16 protein-coding genes and 1 pseudogene are annotated in these 14,853 nt (G+C 34.6%); 7 read left to right on the top strand and 10 right to left on the bottom strand.

Annotated features, from left to right (window positions below):
* Window positions 1-41 precede the first annotated feature (41 nt).
* Genes yidC through nusB form a run of 3 tightly spaced genes read left to right on the top strand, consistent with a single transcriptional unit; the run spans window position 42 to window position 2,639 of the window.
* Window positions 42-1,751 (top strand): membrane protein insertase YidC, encoded by a 1,710-nt coding sequence (gene yidC / locus LA754_RS02410; RefSeq protein ID WP_457923682.1) that lies wholly within the window; start codon window positions 42-44, stop codon window positions 1,749-1,751.
* A complete protein-coding gene (locus tag LA754_RS02405; RefSeq protein WP_006279647.1) occupies window positions 1,729-2,157 on the top strand; it encodes a 6,7-dimethyl-8-ribityllumazine synthase in 429 nt (142 codons plus the stop codon). Before yidC ends, LA754_RS02405 begins: the two co-directional genes overlap by 23 nt.
* Window positions 2,157-2,639: a transcription antitermination factor NusB gene (gene nusB, locus LA754_RS02400; protein ID WP_007549265.1), complete on the top strand. Its 483-nt coding sequence runs from the start codon at window positions 2,157-2,159 to the stop codon at window positions 2,637-2,639. Before LA754_RS02405 ends, nusB begins: the two co-directional genes overlap by 1 nt.
* 94 nt (window positions 2,640-2,733) lie before the next feature.
* On the opposite strand, the gene LA754_RS02395 is transcribed toward nusB, so the two are convergent.
* The 8 genes from LA754_RS02395 to yihA form a co-directional block, all read right to left on the bottom strand.
* The gene (locus tag LA754_RS02395; RefSeq protein WP_077190114.1) at window positions 2,734-3,702 is read right to left on the bottom strand and encodes an IS110 family RNA-guided transposase; all 969 of its coding nucleotides are present in this window, start codon (window positions 3,700-3,702) and stop codon (window positions 2,734-2,736) included.
* A gap of 476 nt (window positions 3,703-4,178) precedes the next feature.
* On the bottom strand, window positions 4,179-4,301 hold the full coding sequence (locus LA754_RS02390) for a hypothetical protein (RefSeq protein WP_255324039.1): 123 nt from the start codon (window positions 4,299-4,301) through the stop codon (window positions 4,179-4,181).
* Between the two features lie 5 nt (window positions 4,302-4,306).
* Complete coding sequence (locus tag LA754_RS02385; RefSeq protein WP_041573564.1) at window positions 4,307-5,635, bottom strand: IS4-like element ISWosp9 family transposase; 1,329 nt, start codon at window positions 5,633-5,635, stop codon at window positions 4,307-4,309.
* Window positions 5,636-5,668: 33 nt separating this feature from the next.
* Window positions 5,669-6,244 (bottom strand): hypothetical protein, encoded by a 576-nt coding sequence (locus tag LA754_RS02380; protein ID WP_236717775.1) that lies wholly within the window; start codon window positions 6,242-6,244, stop codon window positions 5,669-5,671.
* Window positions 6,245-6,322: 78 nt separating this feature from the next.
* Window positions 6,323-6,784 (bottom strand): dUTP diphosphatase, encoded by a 462-nt coding sequence (dut, locus tag LA754_RS02375; RefSeq protein WP_006279458.1) that lies wholly within the window; start codon window positions 6,782-6,784, stop codon window positions 6,323-6,325.
* 259 nt (window positions 6,785-7,043) lie between these two features.
* A complete protein-coding gene (locus tag LA754_RS02370) occupies window positions 7,044-8,012 on the bottom strand; it encodes an IS110 family RNA-guided transposase (protein ID WP_077190114.1) in 969 nt (322 codons plus the stop codon).
* A 372-nt stretch (window positions 8,013-8,384) separates the two neighbouring features.
* Entirely contained in the window at window positions 8,385-9,296 is a 912-nt protein-coding gene (gene argB / locus LA754_RS02365) for an acetylglutamate kinase (protein ID WP_006279509.1), read from the bottom strand.
* Window positions 9,297-9,300: 4 nt separating this feature from the next.
* Window positions 9,301-9,894 carry a ribosome biogenesis GTP-binding protein YihA/YsxC gene (yihA, locus tag LA754_RS02360; protein WP_015588868.1) on the bottom strand — a complete coding sequence of 198 codons (594 nt, stop codon included), beginning with the start codon at window positions 9,892-9,894 and terminating at the stop codon, window positions 9,301-9,303.
* A 98-nt stretch (window positions 9,895-9,992) separates the two neighbouring features.
* On the opposite strand from yihA, the gene prfA reads away from it, so the two are divergent.
* Entirely contained in the window at window positions 9,993-11,072 is a 1,080-nt protein-coding gene (gene prfA, locus LA754_RS02355; RefSeq protein ID WP_007548640.1) for a peptide chain release factor 1, read from the top strand.
* 27 nt (window positions 11,073-11,099) lie between these two features.
* Here the strand turns inward: prfA and LA754_RS02350 are convergent.
* Window positions 11,100-11,372 (bottom strand): annotated as a pseudogene (locus LA754_RS02350) (multidrug effflux MFS transporter); the annotation flags it as partial.
* Window positions 11,373-11,479: 107 nt separating this feature from the next.
* Here LA754_RS02350 and LA754_RS02345 point away from each other — a divergent pair.
* A protein-coding gene (locus LA754_RS02345; RefSeq protein WP_238513981.1) for an IS5 family transposase occupies window positions 11,480-12,264 on the top strand; the annotation gives its coding sequence in 2 pieces (ribosomal slippage) (window positions 11,480-11,801 and window positions 11,801-12,264; 786 coding nt in all).
* 36 nt (window positions 12,265-12,300) lie between these two features.
* Here LA754_RS02345 and LA754_RS02340 read toward each other — a convergent pair.
* Window positions 12,301-13,312 (bottom strand): IS630 family transposase gene (locus LA754_RS02340; protein WP_457923681.1). Its coding sequence is split into 2 segments (ribosomal slippage): window positions 12,301-12,831 and window positions 12,833-13,312, totalling 1,011 coding nucleotides; the frame shifts between segments, so codons are not numbered across the junction.
* 192 nt (window positions 13,313-13,504) lie between these two features.
* Here LA754_RS02340 and LA754_RS02335 point away from each other — a divergent pair.
* Window positions 13,505-14,289 (top strand): IS5 family transposase gene (locus LA754_RS02335; protein WP_457923730.1). Its coding sequence is split into 2 segments (ribosomal slippage): window positions 13,505-13,826 and window positions 13,826-14,289, totalling 786 coding nucleotides; the frame shifts between segments, so codons are not numbered across the junction.
* A complete protein-coding gene (locus LA754_RS02330) occupies window positions 14,282-14,839 on the top strand; it encodes a phage major capsid protein (protein WP_457923680.1) in 558 nt (185 codons plus the stop codon). The genes LA754_RS02335 and LA754_RS02330 overlap by 8 nt, the downstream gene beginning before the upstream one ends.
* Window positions 14,840-14,853: the final 14 nt, after the last annotated feature.

Below are 14,853 nucleotides of genomic sequence, written 5' to 3'. Positions count from 1 at the left end.
ATTTAGTATACACTTTAAGAAGATATGTTTGATTTAATTTCATGTCAGAAGCAAAAAGTTTAATTTTGGCAGCTATCCTTTCCATGTTAATCATGGTGTCTTGGCATATTATTTATGATAATTTTTTTAGTACAAACCAAAACCAGCCATTGATTGAAAATATTGAACATATCGAATCTTTCAACGACCTTGCTCCTATAATATACCAAAATCGTTCTGAAATTATTAATTCTACTCGAGAACAGAGGGTTAGTTTAACCAATAACATGATTAAAGGATCAATTTCTCTGAAAGGTGCAAGGTTTGATGACTTAATTTTAACTAATTACCACTTAGAACCGAGTTCTTCTTCTCCACAAGTGGTGTTACTGTCACCTGCAGAATCAAAAGATGTATATTTTGCAGAATTTGGGTGGCTCGATCCGAGTAACAAGATTAAAGTTCCAGATTCTAAAGCATTCTGGCGAGCAGATAAACTTAATCAAAAAGAGGTCAATTTATCTTGGGACAATGAGAATGGCATTTTATTTAGAATGAAAATTAACCTCGACGATAATTATATGTTTAAAGTTGAGCAAGTTGTTGAAAATAATACAAAGGATAATGTAGTTTTGGTTCCTTATGGTAAAATTAACCGTAAACGTGACAATATCAACGAATCTTATTGGATATCCCATGAAGGAGTACTGGGTGCATTTGATAATAAACTAGAGGAGTGGACATATAAGGATATTTCCAAAAAACATTTAATAAAAGCAAGCACGAGTGAAAAAAATTGGTTTGGTTTTGCTGATAAATACTGGCTCACAGCCATCATACCTGAAAAATCTGATAAAATAAATGTAAGCATTAAACATACTAACGCTAATGATATTGATAAATTTCAAGTAGATTTTGTTAAGTCTTATAAGAGTATACTTCCTGGTGCAAGCACTTCTAATGTGAATTATTTTTTTGCTGGAGCAAAAAAGTTGAATTTACTGGATTCTTATAAGGATACTCTCAATATACCTTTGTTTGATAAAGCTGTAGATTTTGGTGTTCTTTACTTTATAACTAAACCAGTGTTTTTACTGCTTGAATACTTTAACTTCGTTTTAAAGAATTTTGGCTTAGCAGTATTATTGCTGACTTTAGTAATCAAACTTTTGATGCTTCCCTTATCTAATAGATCATATGTTTCAATGTTCAAGGTGAAAAGCTTGCAGCCTGAGCTAACTCGTGTAAAAGAGTTGTATAAAAATGACAGCTTAAAGCAGCATAAAGAGACAATTGCATTGTTTAAGAGAAACAACGTAAATCCAATGTCGAGCATTTTTCCCATGCTAATACAAATACCGGTATTTTTTGCTCTATATAAAGTATTATTTGTTACTATAGAGATGAGGCATGCTCCTTTTTTTTTATGGATTAAGGATCTTTCAGCTCCTGACCCAACGAACATCTTTACATTATTTGGGTTGTTTAATTATAACTTTCCTATTTCTATAGGCATTTTACCTATAATTTTCGGTGCCACCATGATAATTCAGCAGAAGCTAAGTGAGAAAGATCAAACCAGTAAAGATGATATTCAAGTAAATGTTATGAAGTTTTTACCTTACATTTCTGTCTTTATTTTTTCTTCTTTTCCTGCCGGCCTGGTAATATATTGGATATTTAGTAATATTATAACTCTAATTCAACAGTCATTAATAAAGTTGTTTTTAACAAAAAAAGTGGTAGTAAATGTCGAGAATACTAATAGTTAATTCGATTTATTATACTGAAATAGCGAACCTTTTGCTTGAAGGTGCAATTGATAAATTAAAAGGCAGTAATGCCAGTTACGATGTAGTTGAGGTTCCTGGTACATTTGAGATACCAGCTACAATTCTTTTTGCAGTCAAGAGTGGGCATACTAATTATGATGGTTATTTAGCTCTTGGGTGCGTAATTCGCGGTGAAACCGATCATTATCAATATGTTTGTAAAGGAGTAATTGAAGGCTTAAATGAGGTTGTTATGCATTATGCAATACCCCTTGGTATGGGTGTAATTACCGCTGACAGCAAAGATAAAGCACTAGTTAGAGCTGATAAAAACAAAAAGAACGTTGGTGGCCATGCAGCCTCAACTGTTTTGCGTATGATAGATTTACACAATAAATTAAAATAATGGAGGAAAAACCAGTAGATAAAAAGTGGCGCATAAAAAGAAGCACGGCAAGATTTCTTGCTGTACAAATTGCTTATTCAAATATTTTCGTAGGTTACAACAAAAGCACTTTTAAACTGGAAAATTGTGAGCTTAAGGACTACATAAATAAGTTGAAAGATATATTTGAATGTGAAGAATTTGAACATCAGTTCTTAGAAAACTTGTTATATAAGGTTATAAAAAGCAGTGAAGAATATGATAAAATAATAGAGTCTTATTTACACCCAAGTTGGTCCCTTTCACGGTTAAATCTTATAAGCTTATCTATTTTGCGTGTTGCAATATGTGAGTTAGCTAATTGTGATACGCCAGTTCCAGTTGTCATTAATGAATATACTAACATTGCATCTGATTTACTTGATAAACCAAGCGAAATTGGTTTTATTAATGGGTTATTGGATAAGGCAAAAGATGCAGTTAAATTAAATAAAAATCCTTAGCAATTATAGCCAGCAAGCACAAGGTGTCATCCGAGTAGCTGCTGTATGAACATTGTCTACCAGATCCCAGATACTGTCTCTGCTGTCAAACAAATTATCCAACAAAATTACAATTAAATGGTTGATTATTTTTAAGAATACCAAAAAAGACATGCATTAATTTTCGCATTAACGCAAGAACTATGACTTTTGGACATTTGCCTTTACTTGCTAGACGCTGACAAAACTTTTGAAAATGATTATTATGGTTTTTGACTACTATAGCTGGCATATAAAGAGCTTTTCGAATACGCTCAGATCCTATTTTGCATATGCAACTTCTCTTACTTACTGACGATCCCGATTGATAATGTCCTGGATTTAGACCAGCAAAAGCTGTAAATTGTTTAGCATTGTCAAAGTTATCAACTGATGGCATTTCTGCGACAACAGCAACAGCAGTAAGATATCCTATACCTTTTATAGTCTTAAGGTTTTCCACCATATTTTTTAGATGTGGATAGTTATTTATATGCTCATTAATTTCTTTTTCGAGAACAATAATTTGCTCCTCTATTGCCAAAATTACTTTAGATATAGCTTCTTTGCAACTGGAATGCATATTTTTGTTTTCCAAGCGATTTGTCTGTTGCACCTTATCATCTTTTAGCGATTGCATGCAACGGTAAAGCTCCCTCAAATGCCTCATTTCAGGTGTAATGGGCTTCCAAAGAGCAGGTTTGTTGGCGATACAAAATCTAGCTATCATAGCTGCATCTGATTTATCTGTCTTATTTCTGAGCAGCTCACTTTTGCCAAAAGCTTTGATTTGGGCTGGGTTTACTATACTGACATTATGTCCTAAATCGTGCATAAAAGTAGCCAAATCTTCTCCATACCAACTAGTTGCTTCAAGACATAAATGAGTAAGATTTGCTCCATGGCCATTGCACCAAACTACAAGTTTTGCAAAACCATCTTGATTATTTTGAAAGACTTTGTGTCGTTTTTTACTGTCCACTAACAAACAAACATCAAATTTCTTTTTTGAAATATCCACACCCAAAATAGCATTTACTTGCATAAAATTGCCTCCAAGACTATAAATAAACTGAGAGTTTAGACTAACCTTGTAATACGGGATATAATTCCAAAAGATACTGTTCAGTCTTTAACTCTATGGGAGGGAAGCAAAATCTGGGATTCGGCCTTAATGGCATTAGTGTCGCATCAGCTTCACCCTCCCTGTGAGGTATTTTAGCTCTAATGCCTCACATCATAAAGATACAAGTGTCAGCTACTTGGATGACAAGAAAGGGAGCACTGGAATGACATTATCTGTTGTGCAATTTACCTTCAAAAATGAATGTTTGTACAGTTATGTGTCAAGCACTGGGATGACAAGAAAGGGAACACTGGAATTTTTGTTTCAGCATTAGCCATGCATCTAAACAGATGCGTTGCCTTGAGAATCGCAACATCCATGCAGTTATGCGCGTAACACTAAAAATCAAAAAAAACAAAGAGGCAGACTTAATCTACCTCTTTTATTTCACTTGGCTATACTGTCTGTTGTTGAGAAGCAACTTGTTCAACAATAAGCGAGCCTAAATAAGTGTTAACCTCTTTAGCACCCTCTTTTTCTAAACCTAATGTTTTATTCCATTCTGTTTTATCTACCATACGCGTCAAGTTAAGGAATGTAGAGAGCTTAAAGTAGATACCCTGGTCTTCCTATATCTGTCTTTCAAAGAAAACTTTGACCAGATTATAGTAAGCTTTTTTAGAAAAATTTTTAAATTATTGACAATATTGTTTAATATCAAAAAGAGCTCTCTAACCCGCCTTTTCAATTCAATAAATGCCTTTGTTAAACTGAGCTCCGTGTTCTTTTTTAGTTTTACACAGCCAATCATTCCGTGAAATACGAGAATAGCACATAATTTTGCGTATAGCTCGCACAATACTCTAAATGGATTTGTCTTTCCTTTTAGTTTATCAAGATTGATATGACTTTTATATAGTTTAAATAGTAATTCGATTTGCCATCTTACTCTATAAACCGTCAATATTTGTTCAGCATTAATTTTACTCTCTGGAACATTAGTTATAAATATTGACCAATCTAATAACTTTTGATTCTTTTGAGAAGATGTATATCCATGTGACTTTGCTAATTTATTAGCCTTTCTTCTTCTAGCCATAGACTGTTCTTCAGTTAGCTTTTGACATATAATTCTTACCTTAATTTTTACTTCCTTTCCTAATAATACTTCTTTTTCTGAAGATAATTGACCTTCCAAATACTCCAATAGCTCTATTTTTTGATTTGTTTCTATATCATATATATTGGTATCAGACTTATAACGACTAACAAAATATGCACCTGCTTCATCAATCTGTTTAAAAGAACTAGGCACAAAGTAGCCCAAGTCAAATATTAGCAAATCATTGGCTGATAAACCGTTCAGATAATCCCTATAACCTTGATCCGACCTTATTCCTTCCATAAAATTTAACTTATCTAGCGCTTGATTCAGGTAATCAAAGACTAACTGTAGCTTTATTCCTGATTTGGTATTATTCTCACAATCTCTATAGCTACTGCCATATCCTTTGTACATATCTTCCATGCTACTGGGCAGGCTAATGTAGCTGCTATCCAATAATTTAACGCTTCCAAATTGCTGTAAAATTTTGCAATCAATCTGTAGACTTTTTTTAAATAAACACAAAGCTTCGTTATACATTTTTTTCATGAACTCAACTGCTTCTTCACTAAACCTAAAATCTAAACCCTGTTTTGTAATTTCTATCGAGTCTTCATTTAGCAATTGGCACATTGTTTCTATGCTGCAATCATCAACTCCTATGTTACCAAAAACCATAGCTTTTATGAATGATGAGCCATTAAGTTTTCTCTTTCTTTTTATAAAACCTACTGCAATTGATATTTCGTCTGCTTTTTCATTAAAGAATTCATTGAGGTCTTTTGATAAGCAAGCTATTCTGTCCATTGTAAGTTCTCTCATTCATATATCCAAGAGAATTTATACCTTATTATTTTCCTTCACTCTATCAACTTTACTTACACTTTTCCTTAACTTGACGCGTATGGTTTTATCTACTGTCTCGAACTTACCTTCTTTGTTTTTCACTTCTAGTGAATCTATCTCGAAGAGTGAAGTATTGCCCAGCTTATTGGTAAACTGATTAATATCAACAATAATACGGTAGTTCTTGCCTTCTAAGCTGAAGTCTATATAATATTTATCCTTTTCTACCTTACCTTCTTCATCTTTAACTTGGTTATTCCTTGCAATTTCCCTAAATGCGTCTTCTGTTACTAGCAACCCATCCTCAATAACCTTCAGAGCTTTCAACTCAGATATTTCGTTATTTTTGCTGATAGCATATATTGCTAAATAAGTCAGCGCAGCAGCAACAAATGCTAAAACGCCCATTCCAAGTGGTGTAGCTGCAAAAGCTGCTAGCTTGCAAGTTGAAGGCCTCCAAAGCGGTGTTGAAAGTATTGCTAATCCACCTATAACGTATATAGCAGTAAATGCAACAAATACAGTGTTTGCTTTGTGGAGCTGGCCACAATGATTTTTGAAAGTTAGCATAAACGACTTCATTTAATAAAATATTAATATGCTTAAATTGTGTATAAAAGAACTGTCATAGTCAAGCTTTTTCGTAAGCTACCTGCCGCTTGAGCCAAAGCCCCCTGCATTGCGACCGGTTTCTTCTGCGCAGAATTCTTCTCTGTCATCCCAAATTACCTGAGATACAGGAGAAATAAGGATTTGTGCGATTCTATCTCCTCTTTTTATTTCGTATGGCTGATTACTTAGATTAATTAGACAAATTTTAACTTCACCTCGATAATCAGAGTCTATAGTGCCCGGAGAATTTAAGACAGTGATTCCATGTTTTGCAGCAAGACCAGAACGTGGGCGGATTTGCCCCTCAAAACCGTTTGGTATTGCAATCACAATTCCAGTTGGAACAAGTAATCTTTCAAGTGGATTTAAAACAGCAGAATCATTCAATGCAGCATAAAGATCCATGCCAGCACTCTGCGTAGTTGCATAACATGGAAGAGACAAGTCTTCTCCGTGTGATAATCTTTTTATTTCTACTTTAATTTTACTTCTTTGCACTCCAATTTACCATCTATGAAGACTCAATTATAGCATGTAAATTGTATCTGCAAAAGTGATAAATGTTACATCGTAAATGATGTCATTCCAGCGCGTGACGCTAGGCCATAAAATTCCTTGACAAGTTCAGTGCCCCTTTTTTTGTCATCCCAGTGCCCCTATGATGTCATTCCAGTCTGGAATCTAGTCCTTATTATGCAGCCACTTGGTTGAAATTAAGTCTTCTAGATCCCAGATACTGTCTCTGCTGTCAAACAAATTATCCAACAAAATTACAATTAAATGGTTGATTATTTTTAAGAATACCAAAAAAGACATGCATTAATTTTCGCATTAACGCAAGAACTATGACTTTTGGACATTTGCCTTTACTTGCTAGACGCTGACAAAACTTTTGAAAATGATTATTATGGTTTTTGACTACTATAGCTGGCATATAAAGAGCTTTTCGAATACGCTCAGATCCTATTTTGCATATGCAACTTCTCTTACTTACTGACGATCCCGATTGATAATGTCCTGGATTTAGACCAGCAAAAGCTGTAAATTGTTTAGCATTGTCAAAGTTATCAACTGATGGCATTTCTGCGACAACAGCAACAGCAGTAAGATATCCTATACCTTTTATAGTCTTAAGGTTTTCCACCATATTTTTTAGATGTGGATAGTTATTTATATGCTCATTAATTTCTTTTTCGAGAACAATAATTTGCTCCTCTATTGCCAAAATTACTTTAGATATAGCTTCTTTGCAACTGGAATGCATATTTTTGTTTTCCAAGCGATTTGTCTGTTGCACCTTATCATCTTTTAGCGATTGCATGCAACGGTAAAGCTCCCTCAAATGCCTCATTTCAGGTGTAATGGGCTTCCAAAGAGCAGGTTTGTTGGCGATACAAAATCTAGCTATCATAGCTGCATCTGATTTATCTGTCTTATTTCTGAGCAGCTCACTTTTGCCAAAAGCTTTGATTTGGGCTGGGTTTACTATACTGACATTATGTCCTAAATCGTGCATAAAAGTAGCCAAATCTTCTCCATACCAACTAGTTGCTTCAAGACATAAATGAGTAAGATTTGCTCCATGGCCATTGCACCAAACTACAAGTTTTGCAAAACCATCTTGATTATTTTGAAAGACTTTGTGTCGTTTTTTACTGTCCACTAACAAACAAACATCAAATTTCTTTTTTGAAATATCCACACCCAAAATAGCATTTACTTGCATAAAATTGCCTCCAAGACTATAAATAAACTGAGAGTTTAGACTAACCTTGTAATACGGGATATAATTCCAAAAGATACTGTTCAGTCTTTAACTCTATGGGAGGGAAGCAAAATCTGGGACTCGGCCTTAATGGCATTAGTGTCGCATCAGCTTCACCCTCCCTGTGAGGTATTTTAGCTCTAATGCCTCACATCATAAAGATACAAGTGTCTGGGCACTGGGATGACACCCTGACAACCGTCATCCCGCTACTTGTTAGCGGGATCTAGAGATACCGCGAATGAATCGCGGTATGACGTGGATTGCTGTCATTCCAGTGTCAGCTACTTGAATGACACCCTCTTGGTATTCGTGTGGTTGTAAGCAGTATAGCTATAAATCACTCACAATCAATATGCTTGAATTACTCTCAGTAAATAAATCAAGCATAATGTTAGGTATTCTACCATCAACTATGTGAACAACTCCAGCACATTCCTCCGCCATTTTAACGTATGCCATAAGCCTTTCAATAAATTTTTCCCCTTTAATTTTCCCACAATCAATCGATGCATTTAAATTTTTAACAGATATCTTCCTGCCACCAATTTTATCTATTTCTTCATCTGTGTCACTCAAGATTATCATTTTAGATGCAGAAACTGCAATTGCAATTGCGCTTGCAGTGCTATCGGCATCAATATGATACGTTTCCCCATCTTTTCCATGACCAATTGGTGCAATAACTGGTATAAAATCTGATTCTTCAATAAAAAATAATATATCAGGATTGATTTCAGTGGGTCTACCGATGAACCCCATGTCTAATATCTTTTCGATATTATTTGATCTATCTTCTCTAAGCGTAGCGGTTATTTTTTCGGCTTTAATTAAGTGACCATCTTTTCCACATAATCCAATAGCTGAACCACCAGCAGAATTTATATACTGAACAATTTTTTTATTAACTGAACCACACAGTGCCATTTCAATGATTTTCATAGTGTCTTTGTCTGTAAGTCTGATACCATTCACAAACTTACTGTTCATATCCAGCATTTTTAACACTGAGTTAATTTCATATTCTCCGTCATGAATTATTACCGGATTTATACCAAGCTGCTTCAACAAGACAACATTATGCACAAAAGTATTAAATAGTGTTTCATCTAAGATTATTGTACCACCGCATTTAATGACAAAAGTCTCGCCTACAAAGCTAGGTATGTTAGATAGCACTTCAAGTAATATTTCTGCTTTTTGTTCAAATGATACCTCACCCTTTAAAAATTCACTACTCTTCATTTTTTTATCTTGTAAACTTGAAAAACTCATCTCTTACCTTGGTTATTTTATGCTTAACACGGATGCTCATTTGATGAATTGACACATTCTCATTATTAATCCATTTTTGAATATCTTCTATAACAGCACCTAAGCTTTTTTGACTTACTTTATCTATTTTTGTTAGCACAATGTTAAAGTTAATGTTATTATATATTAACCAATAAATGAAGTCTTTGTCTATTTCTTTTAATCCTACCTTGCTATCTATCAACACAAACACTCTTCTTAGATTTCTTCTTTGAATTAGATAATACTCAATTAAGTTTAAATATTGTATAATTTCCTCCTTACCTGCATGAGAATAACCATACCCTGGCAGGTCAACAAGCCTGAACTTATCATTGTACATAGAGTAAAAATTTATTTGTCTAGTGCATCCAGGTTTAGAGGAAACTCTGGCAGCTTTTTTGCTGTTTATCAGTAAGTTAATCAGACTGGATTTTCCTACATTTGATCTACCAGCAAACGCAATCTCTGGAGCCGATTCATCTGGTAATGTTTTTATGTCCGAAGCTCCAAATATGAAATTGCAGTTTGATGTTATCTGTTTTGCCATTATATTCAACTAGAAGGTAGTAGGTATATTATAGTGTTATTGCTTGATATAAGAAATTTTTTATTTCAGTATATATTACTTAGCTAGATCTGTGCTATATGGATATGGAAAATAATTTACAAGACTTAAAGAAAAAATTTAATGATATAGAGAGGAATTTGGAAAATCCTACCAATTTAAGTCAAAAAGAATTCATTACCCTTTCAAAGGAATACTCTGAGCTCAGGCCAATAATCAAGATAATTGATGAATATAACACGCTGAAAGAGGAAATTTCAGACTTAGAAGAAATAATGAAAGATGAAAACAGCGAAGGTGATATAAAAGAGTTAGCAAAAGAAGAATTTTTCGAAAAGCACAAGGTATTATTACCAAAAATAAAAGCAAAATTAAAGTTAGCATTATTGCCCAAAGATGAAGATGACTCAAGAAATGCAATATTAGAAATTAGAGCAGGTACAGGCGGAGAAGAAGCAGCATTATTTGCAGCAATGTTATTTCGTATGTATCAAAAATATGCAGAAAGAAGAAATTGGAAGTTCGAGCCAATAAGCATTTCTAATACAGGTATAGGTGGCTATAAGGAAGCTTCTGCACTCATTAATGGAACAGAAGTTTTTGCAAGGTTGAAATTTGAATCAGGGGTGCACAGAGTACAGAGAGTGCCAGAAACTGAATCCTCAGGAAGGTTGCATACCTCTGCCGCTACTGTTGCGATATTACCTGAAGTAGAAGAAGTTGACTTTAAAATAGAAGAAAAAGACTTACGAATAGATGTTTATAGATCCAGTGGTCCTGGAGGGCAATCAGTGAATACAACTGACAGCGCAGTAAGGGTCACCCACTTGCCAACAGGGATAGTTGTGATACAGCAAGATGAAAAATCGCAGCACAAAAATAAAGCTAAAGCGCTCAAAGTATTGAGGGCAAGGCTATACGAAATTGAAAGACAAAAAAAAGAAATGGAAAGGTCAACAATGAGGAAAAGCCAAATTGGCTCTGGTGATCGTTCCGAGCGCATAAGAACATATAACTTTCCACAATCAAGAATAACAGATCATAGAATTAATCTAACTTCACATCGGTTAGAGCAGATTATAAAAGAAGGTGAACTAGATGAATTTATTGAGGCATTAATTTCACGCAATGAAGCAGAAAGATTGGCCGGGGAAAGTTAGCAGCCTACAATGGAATATCTTTATTAATTACATAGGATCTTTTAAACGCAATAGATAGACAGTAAAAACAAGTTCTAGTACTATCGCGGATAAAACAAGAACAGCTACACTAATTGTTTGACCATTGTAAATGTAGCTTGTTAAGCCGATAAAAATAGCCATGATAAAAGCTCTAATGAACGAGACTGCAGAAGAAGCTGTGCCTTTAATTTCAGGGAAAACATTTATTGATGCATTAAAAATCACTGGCTGGAAAATTGCACAACCGATAGAAAAAATAATCATAGACAGTGTTACTAAGAGGTTGTCCGGAAACAAGTAAAAGGCTATAATATCTGAAATTTTAGTACGGGGTAAAGATGAGAAAAAAGTATCCAACAGATCTAAGCGAAAGGGAATAGGCAAGAATAGAAAAACACTTCAGAGTATCATACAAGAAAGGAGGAAGGCCGCCAAAGTATAGCAAAAGAGAAATATTAGAAGCAATTTTCTATGTATTGCGTACAGGGTGTCAATGGCGGTATTTACCAAATGATTTTCCGCTATGGAAGACTGTGTATGAGCAGTTCAGGCAATGGAAGAAGCAGGGAATTTTTGAGAAAATGAATTATGAAATTACAAAATATAGTAGAAGAAAAATAGGAAGGAATGAGCAGCCAAGTGCCTGTATAGTAGATAGTCAATCTGTAAAGACTACAGAAAAGGGGGGATCAAAGGCTATGATGGAAGTAAAAAAGTAAAGGGTAGAAAAAGGCATATAATTACAGACACTCAGGGTTTTATACTAGGTTGTTACGTAGGCGCTGCTAACGAAAATGATAGAGATGGTATTAAAATAGCATTAAACAATATGAGAACAAAATATACTAAAGTTAAAAAAATGTGGGCTGACATGGGATACCAAGGAAGAAATTTAAAGAATCACATAAAGGAAGAATATGACATAGATATTGAAATTGTTACAAGGCCTCCATGTAGATTTTGGGTGCACAAAGATACGCCACCTGAGCTACTACCAACAAGAGAACAAGGGTTTAAAGTACAGCCAAGAAGATGGGTTGTAGAAAGGACTTTTGCTTGGGTTAATAGGAATAGAAGGCTATCGAAGGAGTATGATTTACTCACAACATCCACTGAGAATTTCATATACCTAGCTATGAGTAGGGTTATGTTAAAGAGGGAATATGCTTGAATTTACTTGTTTCCGGACAACCTCTAATACCAATTCTCATTGTTGTCCAGTCAAATAGGAAACATTGCAGAGTTGTTTAATTGTGGAGCTGGCAAGAGAAGTAATAAATTTGCACAAAGCACCCTCAAGTAGAGCAATTGTATCGTATATTTTATTGCGCAAAATGTTCTGTTTTATATATAACCAAAGCCTCTCAACAGGATTTAGCTTAGGTGAGTATGGAGGTAGGTATATAATGTCGATATTTTTAGGTACCTTTAAATTTTTTGACCTATGCCAACTAGCACAGTCCATAACGAGAAAAGCCTCTCGTGTTTCTAGATATTGCGAAATTTGCTCAAGAAATATGTTCATGCAATCAGTGTTGACATTTGGTGCAAATAAGCTAGAACTCTCTCCATTTCTAGGATTAACTGCACTATAGAGATAGAAATTTTGCCTACCTAATTTTGTTTTAACCTGTGTTCTAATCCCCTTTTTAAACCACCCATGTCCAACTTTTGAATGTGTGCCAAACCGTGATTCATCAAAGAAAAATAGCTCTTTTTCTGGATACTTGCTAATAGCTCAATTGAGATTTTTTTTTGAATTCCTCTTGTTTGCTTTTATCTTGTCCATTATGAACTGGTCTTGGTGTAATATATGAGAATTTCATCTTTTGCATATGGCGGTGTACTGTAGATTTGCTGATATTTAATCCGAACTTTTCCTGGATTCTTATTCTCATTTCTTTAATGGTGATATTAGGATTTTCTTCTATCCACTCTTCAATTTGCTGTAGTTGAGCCTGATTTAATTTAGTTTTTCTACGACGTTGTGAAGGAGCAAACAGTTTTTCTTCTCTGCCAATTTTCAAGAGTTTTACCCACGAAGTTAGTGCGCTTCTTGAAATGCAATATATTTTTGCTACAGCCGTTATACTGTACTTTTTTGCTGCAATTACAGCATTTAGTTTTTTTGAAACATATGCATTATTCCTTACTTTCTTCAGCATTTCTTTTGCTGATTCTACTACTTTTTCATCCAATAATTTTGATCTTAATGCCATTTAAACCTCGCTATTTTACTTACTTCAGTATGGCTTTTCTTCCATCATTGTCCATCTGTTTGCCCTGTAATGGGAATTGGTATTAGAGGTTGTCCGGAAACAAGTAAAAGGCTATAATATCTGAAATTTTAGTACGGGGTAAAGATGAGAAAAAAGTATCCAACAGATCTAAGCGAAAGGGAATAGGCAAGAATAGAAAAACACTTCAGAGTATCATACAAGAAAGGAGGAAGGCCGCCAAAGTATAGCAAAAGAGAAATATTAGAAGCAATTTTCTATGTATTGCGTACAGGGTGTCAATGGCGGTATTTACCAAATGATTTTCCGCTATGGAAGACTGTGTATGAGCAGTTCAGGCAATGGAAGAAGCAGGGAATTTTTGAGAAAATGAATTATGAAATTACAAAATATAGTAGAAGAAAAATAGGAAGGAATGAGCAGCCAAGTGCCTGTATAGTAGATAGTCAATCTGTAAAGACTACAGAAAAGGGGGGATCAAAGGCTATGATGGAAGTAAAAAAGTAAAGGGTAGAAAAAGGCATATAATTACAGACACTCAGGGTTTTATACTAGGTTGTTACGTAGGCGCTGCTAAGGAAAATGATAGAGATGGTATTAAAATAGCATTAAACAATATGAGAACAAAATATACTAAAGTTAAAAAAATGTGGGCTGACATGGGATACCAAGGAAGAAATTTAAAGAATCACATAAAGGAAGAATATGACATAGATATTGAAATTGTTACAAGGCCTCCATGTAGATTTTGGGTGCACAAAGATACGCCACCTGAGCTACTACCAACAAGAGAACAAGGGTTTAAGGTACAGCCAAGAAGATGGGTTGTAGAAAGGACTTTTGCTTGGGTTAATAGGAATAGAAGGCTATCGAAGGAGTATGATTTACTCACAACATCCACTGAGAATTTCATATACCTAGCTATGAGTAGGGTTATGTTAAAGAGGGAATATGCTTGAATTTACTTGTTTCCGGACAACCTCTAAGGAAGAAAGCGAAGCCTTCATTAAGGGTGAGGGCACTTTTCAACCAAAAGGAATTTTAGCTTATGAAAATGGAAACAGTTATAATAAAATAGAGCAAGTTAAAACTGAAAAATTAGATAGTGATTCAATAATGATGTTGTATTACTCTCTGGACGAATATTATTCCAAAAATGCGTCATTTTTGATGAACAGGAGTACGTTGAAGGACATTAGGCTACTAAAAGCTCAAACAGGTCAATATCTCTGGCAACCAAGTTTGTCGCTTAAAGCCCCAGATACCTTAATGGGAATACCAGTATATCAATCTGCCGATATGCCACCAGCGCCAAACAATCAGCTACCAGTAATTGCGATGGCAGATTTCAAACAAGCTTATAAGATTGTAGATAACAGAGGAATGAGAATATTAAGAGACCCTTATACGAATAAACCTTATGTGAGGTTTTTTGTCACTAAGTGTGTCGGCGGAGAGGTTGTAAACACCAGTGCTATTAAATTGTTGAAAGTTGCGAGCAAGTACTAAAAACTTCCGCAGCA

This window comes from Wolbachia endosymbiont of Muscidifurax uniraptor, assembly GCF_054149795.1.
This window is presented reverse-complemented; position numbering and strand designations above follow the sequence as displayed.

Excerpts from the sequence above, each read along its gene's own strand:
- LA754_RS02380 (WP_236717775.1), bottom strand. The coding sequence starts at position 6,244 with ATGCTAACTTTCAAAAATCATTGTGGCCAGCTCCACAAAGCAAACACT.
- prfA (WP_007548640.1), top strand. The coding sequence starts at position 9,993 with ATGGATATGGAAAATAATTTACAAGACTTAAAGAAAAAATTTAATGAT.
- LA754_RS02405 (WP_006279647.1), top strand. The coding sequence starts at position 1,729 with ATGTCGAGAATACTAATAGTTAATTCGATTTATTATACTGAAATAGCG.
- LA754_RS02330 (WP_457923680.1), top strand. The coding sequence starts at position 14,282 with ATGCTTGAATTTACTTGTTTCCGGACAACCTCTAAGGAAGAAAGCGAA.
- LA754_RS02395 (WP_077190114.1), bottom strand. The coding sequence starts at position 3,702 with ATGCAAGTAAATGCTATTTTGGGTGTGGATATTTCAAAAAAGAAATTT.
- nusB (WP_007549265.1), top strand. The coding sequence starts at position 2,157 with ATGGAGGAAAAACCAGTAGATAAAAAGTGGCGCATAAAAAGAAGCACG.
- LA754_RS02370 (WP_077190114.1), bottom strand. The coding sequence starts at position 8,012 with ATGCAAGTAAATGCTATTTTGGGTGTGGATATTTCAAAAAAGAAATTT.
- argB (WP_006279509.1), bottom strand. The coding sequence starts at position 9,296 with ATGAAGAGTAGTGAATTTTTAAAGGGTGAGGTATCATTTGAACAAAAA.
- yihA (WP_015588868.1), bottom strand. The coding sequence starts at position 9,894 with ATGGCAAAACAGATAACATCAAACTGCAATTTCATATTTGGAGCTTCG.
- LA754_RS02385 (WP_041573564.1), bottom strand. The coding sequence starts at position 5,635 with ATGGACAGAATAGCTTGCTTATCAAAAGACCTCAATGAATTCTTTAAT.
- LA754_RS02390 (WP_255324039.1), bottom strand. The coding sequence starts at position 4,301 with ATGGTAGATAAAACAGAATGGAATAAAACATTAGGTTTAGAAAAAGAG.
- yidC (WP_457923682.1), top strand. The coding sequence starts at position 42 with ATGTCAGAAGCAAAAAGTTTAATTTTGGCAGCTATCCTTTCCATGTTA.